Below are 10398 nucleotides of genomic sequence, written 5' to 3' on the forward strand. Positions count from 1 at the left end.
TGTGTCCGGGTCGGCCCCGACGCTGTAGTTGATTCCCATGGTTTACTTGAGCGGCACGAACTTCGAAGACCGGGTCGCGCCGATGCCGGCCTGGCCGTGCTCGACCGACGTTCGGGTCAGCTGGAACTCGCCAAGGTAGTGTCCGATCATCTCGGGCTGAACCTCGACGCGCTCGAACTCCTGACCGTTGTAAACGGCGAAGGTGAGACCGACGAATTCTGGGAGAACCGGCATGTCACGCAGGTGCGTGCGGATCGGCGTGTTTGCCGTCTCTTCTTCCGTCTTGTTCTCAGCCTTCGCGAGCAACTTCTCGTGTTCGGTCGACAGGCCACGGGTGATAGTTCGCCGCTGACGAGCGGGGAGCAGTTCCGCGACTTCGTCGAGCTCCATATCCTGCAGCTCTTCGAGCGTGTAGCCACGGTAGGTGAACTCACCTTCGCGGCCAGTACGGTATTGCGTGCTCATGATTAGTTACCTCCCTTCCCACCGCGACCGGTGCGCTTGGAGGCGATGTCGCCGACCTTCCGGCCCGGCGGGGCGTCCCGCGAGACGGACTTCGGCTGACCGGGGTGCTGCCGGCCACCGCCACCGAACGGGTGGTCGACGGCGTTCATAGCAACACCACGCACGCGCGGCCACTTGATACCGCGCGCTTTCATCTTGTGGTACTTCTTCCCTGCCTTGACGAACGGCTTCTCCGTGCGGCCGCCACCGGCGACGACGCCGATGGTGGCACGGCAGTTGGGGTTGAGGCGCTTGACCTCACCCGACGGCAGCTTCACGATTGCGACCTCGCGGTCGTGCGAGAGCAACTGCGCGCTGACGCCAGAGGCGCGGGCGAACTTCCCGCCGTCGCCGGGCTGATGCTCGACGTTACAGACGGGGACACCTTCAGGAATCTCGGCGAGCGGCAGCGTGTTGCCGGGCTTGATCTCGGCGGAGACGCCGATTTGAAGCTCTTCGCCGACGGAGATTCCTTCGGGCGCAAGAATCATGCGCTGTTCGTCCTCGAACTCGACGAGGGCGATGGGCGCACTGCGTGCTGGGTCGTGCTCGATGCCGACGACCGTACCCGTGATGGTGTCTTTCTCTTCGGACTTCTTGTGCGACAGTTCGGCCTTGTAGCGGTGCGACGGCGCCCGGAAGGTGGACGAACCGCGACCACGACGCTGGCCCTGAATTCGGCGTCCCATCGTTAGAACACCCCGATACGCGACGCGACTTCCTGCGCGTCGTCGTCTTCAGAGAGACGAACTGTTGCTTTCTTCTTACCTTTCATCGTGACCTGCGTGTTGACTTTCTCGACGGTCACGTCGTAACGCGACTCGACTTCGTCCTTAACGTCGGCCTTGGACGAGTCAACGTGGACGATGAACTGGAGCTTGTTCTGGAAGTCCATCTGGTTCATCGCTTTCTCGGTGACCAGCGGGTGCTCGATGATGCTCATCGTTCTGCGACCTCCTCGATTGCACTCTCGGTGAAGAGCGTGAGGCGACCGGCGTGCGTACCGGGCGCGAGGTCCTCGGCGGAGACGTTTGCCGCGGTGGCAACGTCGACACCGGCGAGGTTACGAGCAGCCTTCGAGGGCTCCTCTGCCGTCACGAAGAGAATGGATTTCGGACGGGTGTACTTGCGGCCACGGAGCTTCCCTTGGCCGCCCTTCACTTTCTTGTTGTCCTCGGAGCGCTCGATATCGTCGTAGACGCCGAGCGTCTGCAGGAGGTCGACGACCTCCTTGGTCTTGACGAGGTCCTCGAAGTCGTCGGAGACGACAAGCGGCAGTTCGAGGTCGTCGTCGAAGCGGTGTCCGCGCTCTGCGACGAGTTCGGAGTCCGTCGTTGCGGCGAGTGCCGAGCGGACGGCGAGTTTGCGCTCCTTCGTGTTGATCTCCTTCCCCTGGTCCTTCTCGGCCTTCGGCGGGTGAGCGCGACGGCCGGAGACGGCGTGCGGGACGCGTCGGGCAACGCCATTCTGGCGTGGGTCGTGGGACATACCACGGCCACTGCCCATGGACTCTGCCGGGGTTCGAAGTCCGGCGTAGGGGTCGGCACCGTACGGCTGTTTTCGGTTTGCCTGTGCGGCGATGACAGCGCGCTTGATGAGGTCCGGACGGTAAGCCGTCTCGAAGACCTCGGGCAGGTCGATGCTGCCCGCGTCGTCGCCGTTCAGGTCTCGGATAGTTGCCTGCATGGTTTAACCCTGGTTCGATGCGGTAGAGACGAAGCGCACCTCGGGGTCGAGGCGCGGTTGGTCGTTCGGCCGGATGGCCGGGCGGAACCGCAGAAGGCGCTTGTTGGGGCCCGGAAGCGAGCCCTTGATGAGCGCGTAGGAGCCGTCGACCTCACCGTAGTTGACGAAGCCACCTTCGACGGAGGCGTCGTCACCCTCACCGAGGTCGATGAGGCGCTTGTTGAGTTCGGTGCGCTGGTGGTAACCAGTCTGACCGAGCTGCGGAACCGTGGAACGGACACGCGACGGGTTCCAGGGGCCGAGGTTGCCAATACGGCGTCTCCAGCCCTGGCGGGCGTGCTTGCCCTTACGCTTCTGGACGCCCCATCGCTTGACGGGACCCTGCGTACCCTTACCCTTCGTGACACCGGCGGCGTCGAGATACTCGCCAGCACGGAACACGTCGGACATCTCGTGTTCGCCGCCCTCTTCGACGAGGTCGAGGGCGAAGTCGGCGCGCTCCACCATGGAGCCACCACCGACGCGAGTCTCCATCACGTCGGGCTTCTTCTTAGGCACGTTCTTGAGTTCGGCGGGCACCGTGTGCGTGATGACGCGGAGGTCATCGACTTCGCCGGCCTCGACGGCCTCGCGAAGTGCGTCGGCGTCCGATTCGAACGTGTCTTCTGCCGGAAGATCGAGGACGCGGTCGAGTTCGTCGTGGAACTCGCTCGCCCAGACCTCGGTCTTCGGCTTCATACCGTACGGCGTCTGCTCGTAGGCGCGAAGGGCGACGGCGCGCATTGGCGGCGTCTCGACGACGGTCACGGGCACGGACTCCTCCATTCCCTCGCGGGGGGAGTCGGCCTCGTCGTTGACCATCATGACGTGGGTCATGCCGGCTTTGTAGCCAGCGAAGCCCTGCAGTGCAGGGGAGCCATCGTCGTCGGGCCACGACTTGATGCGTGGGACCTCCTTGACCGCTCGCTTGCGCGGGCTGAAGCCCATCGAGCCTTTTCGTGGTCTGCTTGGTTGTGGCATGGATTCACTCCGTGAGTGTCAGGGAGGCGAGTGATGCGAACATCGCTTCTTCAGTTCGCACCACTTCGCTCCCCTGTCGCGGAATCGTATTGAGCCAGAGGTCGAACCCCGGACCAACGGAAGGTTCGACGTCTGCAACATCCTCGGGAGACATCCCAAGCATGTCCGGAAGCCCACGGCCTGGTGAACCGAAGACGACGGTCATACCGCCGGCATCGGTGATGCGGGCCGTCAGGTCACCCAGTCGGGGGACCGACAGCGACTCGCCATAGCGAGACGTGGCGATTCGCACGCCCGCATCTGGCCTGCCGAGTGCTTCCGTGAGGTCCATGCGGGATACGTCGAAGCCCGGAAGGGGCTCGTCGACGATCCTCGCACGGACCGGTTCTCGCGAAGAGATCCTGACAGCGACGCGCTCCCCCTTTGCAATATCCATCCCCGGAGGGATGAACAGGGAGATCGGGTGTTGCATTCCGCAATTGACCCGAACGCGGTCGTCAGGTCCGACCTCGGTCACGATTCCTTCTCGCAACGCGGGCGTCTCGTCAGAGTCGCCCGCGGTCGTAGACGATACCAGGACCGGTGGCAGAATCCCAGCGTAGCGAAGTTCGTCGCGCTTGCCCCAGACCTCCTTCCGGAGGTAGGGGGGCGTTGCGGCGTACCGAAGTACGGTTTCGACGAACTCGCCGCCCCACTTGTTCTCGCCGTCTTCGTCGGGGAAGACGACGAGTTCGTTCGTCCGGAAGACCGCCGCCGCGCGGGCGACGTAGCCGAGTTTGCGAGTTGCCTCGCGTTGATCTTCGGCTTCCCGGACGAGTGAGGTCGGCACGAGTACGCTAAGGTTCATGCCGGATTCATCCTCGTCTCGTCTAGACTGTGGCGTTTGTACCGGGTGACCACCTAAAAGAGTAGCGAATCCTATCTGGGGTGATAGAGGGTCCCACGCACCAGTTTGTAGGGGAATTAGCGAAAAACGCATGACAACGAATTACACGACCGACGACAGGTCGAAACAAACGAATCTTACGTGGTAGCAGGTGCCGCGCTGTCACCCGATTCCTCCCCCGTTTCGCAAGTCTTATTTATCAACCCGACACTATCGAGTAACGCAGCAGTACGCCACGATACGCACGGAATGCGCTGGTAGTGTAGTGGTATCACGTGACCTTGCCATGGTCACAACCTGGGTTCAAATCCCAGCCAGCGCACTTCCACCACATGCGTCGGTAGTGTAGTGGTATCACGTGACCTTGCCATGGTCACAACCTGGGTTCAAATCCCAGCCGACGCACTTTCTGAACGGAACCAAACGAGGAGTCGTTAGACTCCGAGTTTCTGTGGAGTGAAGAAATGCGGCCCACTGGGATTTGAACTAGCGAGCGAACGCCGTGAGCGAGTGAAGTTCAAATCCCGGCGAGACGTAGTCTCGCCGACGTACTACTCACTTCGTTCGCGGTACTTCCGTCGCACCCGCTCACTCACTTCGTTCGTTCACGGGGTCCTGACTCACACCTGCTATCGCTCACGGTGCCCGCCGCTCAACCCACGTCCACAAACACGGCCTAGTCGCGACGCACCGCCACTTCAACCCGTCCGGAATCACGGTCATCACCATCGTCGTCTCTATGTCGCCACCACCAGTACAGTCCATACAGTCCGACGACGAGCAAGACGAGCGCAACCCCATGCAGAGCGTAGCTGAGTGTTGTTCCAGTTGGAACGAGACCGTGTTGGACTTGGAAGAGCGCGTACGAAAGCCACGTGAAACTCACCGAGACGAGAAGCACGGTTCGATGGAAGGGTAACTTGCCGCGAGTGTACTGAATCACGACACCGCCGAGAATGAGTGCATACGCGAGGAGGAGCCAGCTATCGCCCAGTTCGGGAATCACGATTCAGTACCTCGGCGCACTGCCACGGCGAATCCAGCCACGGCGACGACTAGTGCACCGAAGACGAGTGGCGAACTCGTGGCCAGTGACAGAAGGAGGTCGATCGGGTTGACACTCTGTCGGACGCCAGTGTCGAGCGTCCCGTTCGAGAGGACGACTCCGACACTAACAGCCCCGGCGGCGGCACCGACCAGCCAGCTCGTTCTGGAGGATGCAGAGACCATACGTGCTCTCCGGACGCTCACCACTAATCAGTTGACATCTCAGTACACACGCGTGAGCGGAGAAGAACTAGTAAGCGTCCGAGATCAGTAGCCGAGCGTGTCGACCGTCTCGATTCGTTCGATACCGTCGAATTCACAGAGTGCAGAGACGTTCGCCTCGTCGAGCGCGACGACGACGCCGCCAAATTGTAGTTCCCGTTCGACCGACCCGCCGAGTGAGCGGACGTATTCGGACAATTTCGCTCGCGCGTCGTCATCAACGGGTTCGACCCGGAGTTCCACGGTTTCGGCTTCGAGTGGGTCGTCGCGCATGCGACGAACCGGATGAGAGAGGTACATACCCGCCGGTTGACGGCCGGAAAGAAAACGGTCGCGGTCGATGCCGCGGAGGTGCCGCATCGCACCGAGCTCAATCTTCGGTGCAGTAGAACAGCGCTTCACGCCCGGCACCACACCCCGGACACGCAGTCGGAAACGCGGTCAGCGGGCCGAGTTCGCCGCAGTCGTCGCACCGCCAGACGAGGTGCGCTTCACCGAAGTTTTTCTGACTCAACTGTCGGTGCTCTACGACGGTTGGCGGGCAAACTGCCCGAGACGCCGTCGTCGGACTGGTCTCGACAGTTTCCCACAGTGGACGGTCTGGTTCGAGCGGTCGCGTCGGCTGTGCAGGTGTTTTGATAGCCATACACAATCATACGGTCTCCGGCGGCATAACAGCCGTGTCAGTCCTCTTTACTGTCCGGCCACGACGACCATCTGAGTTCCAGCCGGACCGGCCCCTCTGGAAAGAATCTGTTGACGTCGGTGTCGACGACGAGTTTCTCGGGGGTCGGAATCACGACTGTCTCGTCACCGACGCGGACTTCTACGTCCTCATGCGGGTTGTCTGCGACGAGGTGGTCGAAGCGTTGGATTGCCGTGACGACGGTCCGCCGGGTCGCCCCGCCTTCCTGTGAGTCGAGTGGGACGCCACCGAAGAGTGGTCGGACGTTAACGTCGCGAGAGCGGTTCGAGAGAACGGCGTTCACTGCCGCGCCGAGGAGGATGACCAGACCGCTGAAATAGAGCCACGTCAGGAGGACGAGAATTCCGGCGACGACGCTCGATTCGGGGGACCGACTGCTGAACTGGACGTAGAGCCGAAACAGCGACTCGAAGGTCGTCAACCCGACGGCTGCGACGAGTGTCCCGGGAACGACTTCGATATACGTCACATCCTCGTCGGGGAAAATGTAGTACATCGGGTAGAACGTCACGAACAGCACGACGACGAGGAGGCTGCGGTAGACGACCCAGCCGAGTGCACCGTCCAGTTCGGGGAGGGAGGATTCGATGAGTGCCCCGGCGACGACAGCGAGTGCGACGGTGATGAGAACTACGACGCCGTCTGTGAGTTGGTCGGCGAACGTGTTCGCCGCCTCGGACTCGTAGATATCCGAGAAGGCGGTGTCGAGACCGCGGAAAATGCGGAGCGTCCCCCAGATGAGAACTAACACCCCGACGATGGAGAGACTCGCAAGTTGGGTCGACGCTTCGAGTTCGGCGACGATGACTTCCCCGGCACCGGGTGTCAGGACGGACTGGATAACGGCGATGACGCTCTGTCGGAGAGTTCCATTCCCAGTCGCGGAGACCGCTGAGAGAACGAGGAGAAAAAGGGGGAGAAGCGAGACAAAAGCTCCGTAAGCGATGCTTCCCGCCATGAACGTGAGTCGCTCGGTTCGCACCTCGTAGGCGATTGCTCGACCGAGCGTGAGCACTCGTGTTGCGCGTTGATTCATAGAATCCGATACGTCGGCGGCGGGAAAAAGAACGCTGGGTCTGTTGAAATCTTTTGGCTGTTAGGTTCCAGCAGTCGTGCCGAATCGAAGGCGCATATCGCTCATTCCCTTTTACCCTCCAATCGCTACTTCAAGAAGCAGCGTACTAATTGTCACGGTAAATGATAACATACATGAAATGGATACTCTAACATAGACATGTCCGAAGGCTTTGATTCACTCGACCCGGACCCCGAGGAGTTCCGTGAACTCGGATACAGAGCGGTCGATATGATGGCAGAGCATTTTGCAAATATTCGAGCGGTAGATACCTTCCCGGAGACCACACCACCGGAGGTAGCCGAGGAGTTCGACGACCCCCTGCCCCGGGACGGCGAGGACCCGGAAGCAGTGCTCGCCGAGTGGAACGAGCGTGTGTACCCCAACGCGACTCACCAGGGCTCTCCCCGGTGGTACGGATACGTGATGGGGTCGGGGACACCAATCGGAGCACTGGCCGACGCGCTCGCCGCGTCGGTCAACATGAACGCAGGTGCCTGGATGGGGGGGCCGTCCGCGACGGAGATCGAGCGCCAGTGCCTGCAGTGGCTCGCGGAGATGATCGGCTACCCAACCGACTGCGGGGGCGTGCTCACTAGTGGCGGGACGATGGCCAACCACGCGGCCCTCTACACCGCACTGCAGTCCGCGACGGAGTTCGAGACGCGGGAGTCGGGGCTCCGCTCAATCGACCGTCCCGGCAGGTTCACGCTCTACGAATCCGCCCACGAGGGCCACTCTTCGGCCGAGCGTGTCGCCGAGATGATCGGCGTCGGCAGCGACGCCATCCGGTCGGTGCCGTGCGACGAGGACCTCCGAATGGACCCCGCCGCACTCGACGACATGTTGACTGCGGACGTAGAGAACGGCCGTATCCCGTTCTGTGTGATCGCCTACGTCGGTTCCATCAACGTCTCGACAGTCGACCCACTGGCGGAGATTGCGGACGTGTGTGCCGACCACGGCGTCTGGATGCACGCCGACGGGGCCTGCGGTGCAGTTGGTGCGATCCTGCCAGAGAAGGAGCACCTCTACGAGGGTATCGAGCGGGCCGACTCGGTCACGCTGGACCCGCACAAGTGGCTCTCGGTCCCGTACTCCTGTGGCTGCGTTCTCTTCCGTGACCCCGACGCACAGACACAGGCGTTCTCCATGCACGCCGAGTATCTCGACTTCACCGAAGAGGAAGCGTACCACGGGACGAACCTCGGCTTCCTCGGCCCGGAGATGTCGCGCCCGTTCCGCGCACTGAAGCTCTGGATGAGCCTCAAGCACCGGGGTGTCGAAGGGTACCGCCAGCTCCTACGACAGAACTGCCGATGTGCAGAACATCTTCACGACCGGGTCGTTGCAGCGGACGATTTCGAGGTACTCCAAGAGCCGAATCTGTTCATCTACTCGTTCCGCTATCTCCCGACCGACCTGCGCGACGCTGTTGCGGACGCGGACCAGCGCGAGGCTATCAACGATTATGTCGACTGGCTCAACCAGCGAATTACCGACGAACTCAGACTCACTGGAGAGGCGTTCGTTACGACGACCGAAATCCGAGACGACACTGCGATACGACTGTCCATCTGTAGCCACCGGACTACCCCGGCGGACATCGATACGACGTTCGAAGCCCTCCGGGAGCACGGCGAACACATCGATGCAGAGGGCCGAGAGAGTAGACAGTGAGTTTGCCGATAACTGACTAACAGAATGTCATCTGTCTCGGTTCCCTGCTGCCGTCCATGACTACCGCTGAGCGGCGAAGACGGCGACAGCGATACCCAAGACGGCCCCGGTGACGGTCCACTCCACCGTGTACCCGACTGTCCCCCCGATTGCCGAGCCAAGTGTAACTCCCCCGACGACGTTCGCCGCGAAGACGAGCGCCAGCCGTATGATTCCGCTCTGGAACATATCGGAACCCGAGGTAGTTTGCGGTCATAGCCTCATCGGTTCCAACACGACGTGCGTCATCACCACACACCTCTTTTTACTAACCCGTACGACGAGAATACAGGTATGACAGTCATTGCGATGTTGAGCGTCGCACCGGTCGTCGAAGACAGTATGGCGGGTGAAGTCGCAAAAGCGGTCGCTGCACTCGACGACTTCGACGTGTCCTACGAGACGAACCCGATGGGGACGGTCATCGAGGCCGACGATATCGACGAACTCCTCGCCGCCGTCGGCGCGGCCCACAAGGCGGTCGACGGCGACCGTGTGAGCACGTTCCTGAAAGTAGACGACAAGCGAACGGTCGACCAGCGCGCCGCAGACAAGGTCGACGCGGTCGAAGAGCATCTCGGACGGGCGGCCAAAGGAGAGCGGGAATAACGCGCTGACGAGGGATTTATCGCCCTCCGAACCGCGGGCTTCGGGGCACGTCCACGCACACCGGAGGGTGGCCGACTGACAAACCCTTTACCTGAAGACGCGCAATCGACCCGCATGGATAGCATCAATCGGATGGCCATCGAACTGGTCGACGAGGCGCTCGACTTCGCCGGTGAACTCGGCATCGAGGGCTACGAACTCGACTCGGGTGCGACGGTCATCGACTTCGGCGTCGACGCCGACGGCGGTGTCGAAGCGGGGATGCTCCTCGCGGAGATTCAGACCGCGGGTCTCGCCACAGTACAGACACGGATGGGTGAGGTCGCAGGGACCCCCCGCCCCTCCGTCGAACTCTCGACAGACCGCCCCGCTCTCGCCCTTCTTTGCTCGCAGAAAGCGGGCTGGGAACTCGTTTTCGACGACTTCGACGGACTCGGCTCCGGCCCCGCCCGCGCACTCGTCGGCGAGGAAGAGGAGTTCCACCACCTCGGCTACTACGACGAGTTCGACCTGACGGCCCTCGCCGTCGAGAGTATCGAACTCCCGACCGACGAAGTCGCAGAGCACGTCGCCGACATGACCGGTCTCGAACCGAGCGCTATCTTCCTCCCGACGTACGCAACCGGGTCGCTCGTCGGAAGCGTCACGGGTGCGGCCCGCGCCGCCGAACTCGCGATGTTCAACCTGTTCGAAGCGGGTTACGAACCAGCGAACGTCATCTCTATCAGCGGTTCCGCCCCGCTTGCCCCTGTCAGTTACGACGAGAGTGTGGCGATGGGCCGAACGAACGACGCCGTCGCCTACGGCGGGCGGGTTCACGTAACCGGCCCCCCGGCAGCCGCCCGAGTTCGCAGCGGCGGTTTAACCCCCGGCGGAAGACACACCCCCCCCCGCGGGCCACCCTCCCGAGACCCCCGCCCGGGA

The 10398-nt window shown here is 62.1% G+C and carries 15 protein-coding genes and 2 tRNA genes; 5 read left to right on the top strand and 12 right to left on the bottom strand.

Annotated features, from left to right (window positions below; translation table 11 throughout):
- Nucleotides 1-42: 42 nt before the first annotated feature.
- Genes QT222_RS18895 through QT222_RS18920 form a run of 6 tightly spaced genes read right to left on the bottom strand, consistent with a single transcriptional unit; the run spans nt 43 to nt 4057 of the window.
- Nucleotides 43-465 carry a 30S ribosomal protein S19 gene (locus tag QT222_RS18895; RefSeq protein WP_004060042.1) on the bottom strand — a complete coding sequence of 141 codons (423 nt, stop codon included), beginning with the start codon at nt 463-465 and terminating at the stop codon, nt 43-45.
- Between the two features lie 2 nt (nt 466-467).
- Nucleotides 468-1193, bottom strand: coding sequence for a 50S ribosomal protein L2 (locus tag QT222_RS18900; protein WP_004060044.1), 726 nt, complete (start codon nt 1191-1193; stop codon nt 468-470).
- A gap of 2 nt (nt 1194-1195) precedes the next feature.
- Entirely contained in the window at nt 1196-1447 is a 252-nt protein-coding gene (locus tag QT222_RS18905) for a 50S ribosomal protein L23 (RefSeq protein WP_004060046.1), read from the bottom strand.
- On the bottom strand, nt 1444-2190 hold the full coding sequence (rpl4p, locus tag QT222_RS18910; protein ID WP_004060048.1) for a 50S ribosomal protein L4: 747 nt from the start codon (nt 2188-2190) through the stop codon (nt 1444-1446). Before rpl4p ends, QT222_RS18905 begins: the two co-directional genes overlap by 4 nt.
- Before the next feature lie 3 nt (nt 2191-2193).
- A complete protein-coding gene (locus tag QT222_RS18915; protein WP_004060050.1) occupies nt 2194-3210 on the bottom strand; it encodes a 50S ribosomal protein L3 in 1017 nt (338 codons plus the stop codon).
- Nucleotides 3211-3214: 4 nt separating this feature from the next.
- Nucleotides 3215-4057 carry a putative RNA uridine N3 methyltransferase gene (locus QT222_RS18920; protein ID WP_491478057.1) on the bottom strand — a complete coding sequence of 281 codons (843 nt, stop codon included), beginning with the start codon at nt 4055-4057 and terminating at the stop codon, nt 3215-3217.
- Nucleotides 4058-4347: 290 nt separating this feature from the next.
- Here QT222_RS18920 and QT222_RS18925 point away from each other — a divergent pair.
- Together QT222_RS18925 and QT222_RS18930 are read left to right on the top strand one after the other, a co-directional pair.
- Nucleotides 4348-4418, top strand: a tRNA-Gly gene (locus QT222_RS18925).
- Between the two features lie 12 nt (nt 4419-4430).
- Nucleotides 4431-4501, top strand: a tRNA-Gly gene (locus tag QT222_RS18930).
- A 271-nt stretch (nt 4502-4772) separates the two neighbouring features.
- Here the strand turns inward: QT222_RS18930 and QT222_RS18935 are convergent.
- The 5 genes from QT222_RS18935 to QT222_RS18955 all read right to left on the bottom strand — a co-directional run bounded on the left by QT222_RS18935 (nt 4773) and on the right by QT222_RS18955 (nt 7107).
- Nucleotides 4773-5102, bottom strand: a complete 330-nt coding sequence (locus QT222_RS18935; RefSeq protein ID WP_004060053.1) for a hypothetical protein — start codon at nt 5100-5102, stop codon at nt 4773-4775.
- Nucleotides 5099-5326: a hypothetical protein gene (locus QT222_RS18940; protein WP_491478058.1), complete on the bottom strand. Its 228-nt coding sequence runs from the start codon at nt 5324-5326 to the stop codon at nt 5099-5101. Before QT222_RS18940 ends, QT222_RS18935 begins: the two co-directional genes overlap by 4 nt.
- 84 nt (nt 5327-5410) lie before the next feature.
- A complete protein-coding gene (locus tag QT222_RS18945) occupies nt 5411-5665 on the bottom strand; it encodes a hypothetical protein (protein ID WP_049917501.1) in 255 nt (84 codons plus the stop codon).
- 70 nt (nt 5666-5735) lie between these two features.
- Nucleotides 5736-6011: a DUF7130 family rubredoxin-like protein gene (locus QT222_RS18950; RefSeq protein WP_004060056.1), complete on the bottom strand. Its 276-nt coding sequence runs from the start codon at nt 6009-6011 to the stop codon at nt 5736-5738.
- 37 nt (nt 6012-6048) lie between these two features.
- The gene (locus QT222_RS18955; protein ID WP_491478059.1) at nt 6049-7107 is read right to left on the bottom strand and encodes a YihY/virulence factor BrkB family protein; all 1059 of its coding nucleotides are present in this window, start codon (nt 7105-7107) and stop codon (nt 6049-6051) included.
- Nucleotides 7108-7305: 198 nt separating this feature from the next.
- Between QT222_RS18955 and QT222_RS18960 the strand changes: the two genes are divergently transcribed.
- Entirely contained in the window at nt 7306-8826 is a 1521-nt protein-coding gene (locus QT222_RS18960; protein WP_491478060.1) for a pyridoxal phosphate-dependent decarboxylase family protein, read from the top strand.
- 60 nt (nt 8827-8886) lie between these two features.
- Here the strand turns inward: QT222_RS18960 and QT222_RS18965 are convergent, their stop codons facing one another.
- Entirely contained in the window at nt 8887-9054 is a 168-nt protein-coding gene (locus tag QT222_RS18965) for a hypothetical protein (protein WP_169330958.1), read from the bottom strand.
- Nucleotides 9055-9159: 105 nt separating this feature from the next.
- Between QT222_RS18965 and QT222_RS18970 the strand changes: the two genes are divergently transcribed.
- Nucleotides 9160-9474, top strand: a complete 315-nt coding sequence (locus QT222_RS18970; RefSeq protein ID WP_004060059.1) for an MTH1187 family thiamine-binding protein — start codon at nt 9160-9162, stop codon at nt 9472-9474.
- A 114-nt stretch (nt 9475-9588) separates the two neighbouring features.
- On the top strand, nt 9589-10398 hold an 810-nt coding region (locus QT222_RS18975), incomplete at its 3' end, for a methenyltetrahydromethanopterin cyclohydrolase (RefSeq protein ID WP_491478061.1).

Source organism: Haloferax sp. s1, from assembly GCF_058382125.1.

Excerpts from the sequence above, each read along its gene's own strand:
- QT222_RS18905 (WP_004060046.1), bottom strand. The coding sequence starts at position 1,447 with ATGAGCATCATCGAGCACCCGCTGGTCACCGAGAAAGCGATGAACCAG.
- rpl4p (WP_004060048.1), bottom strand. The coding sequence starts at position 2,190 with ATGCAGGCAACTATCCGAGACCTGAACGGCGACGACGCGGGCAGCATC.
- QT222_RS18950 (WP_004060056.1), bottom strand. The coding sequence starts at position 6,011 with ATGGCTATCAAAACACCTGCACAGCCGACGCGACCGCTCGAACCAGAC.
- QT222_RS18940 (WP_491478058.1), bottom strand. The coding sequence starts at position 5,326 with ATGGTCTCTGCATCCTCCAGAACGAGCTGGCTGGTCGGTGCCGCCGCC.
- QT222_RS18945 (WP_049917501.1), bottom strand. The coding sequence starts at position 5,665 with ATGTACCTCTCTCATCCGGTTCGTCGCATGCGCGACGACCCACTCGAA.
- QT222_RS18920 (WP_491478057.1), bottom strand. The coding sequence starts at position 4,057 with ATGAACCTTAGCGTACTCGTGCCGACCTCACTCGTCCGGGAAGCCGAA.
- QT222_RS18955 (WP_491478059.1), bottom strand. The coding sequence starts at position 7,107 with ATGAATCAACGCGCAACACGAGTGCTCACGCTCGGTCGAGCAATCGCC.
- QT222_RS18895 (WP_004060042.1), bottom strand. The coding sequence starts at position 465 with ATGAGCACGCAATACCGTACTGGCCGCGAAGGTGAGTTCACCTACCGT.
- QT222_RS18960 (WP_491478060.1), top strand. The coding sequence starts at position 7,306 with ATGTCCGAAGGCTTTGATTCACTCGACCCGGACCCCGAGGAGTTCCGT.
- QT222_RS18965 (WP_169330958.1), bottom strand. The coding sequence starts at position 9,054 with ATGTTCCAGAGCGGAATCATACGGCTGGCGCTCGTCTTCGCGGCGAAC.
- QT222_RS18915 (WP_004060050.1), bottom strand. The coding sequence starts at position 3,210 with ATGCCACAACCAAGCAGACCACGAAAAGGCTCGATGGGCTTCAGCCCG.
- QT222_RS18900 (WP_004060044.1), bottom strand. The coding sequence starts at position 1,193 with ATGGGACGCCGAATTCAGGGCCAGCGTCGTGGTCGCGGTTCGTCCACC.
- QT222_RS18970 (WP_004060059.1), top strand. The coding sequence starts at position 9,160 with ATGACAGTCATTGCGATGTTGAGCGTCGCACCGGTCGTCGAAGACAGT.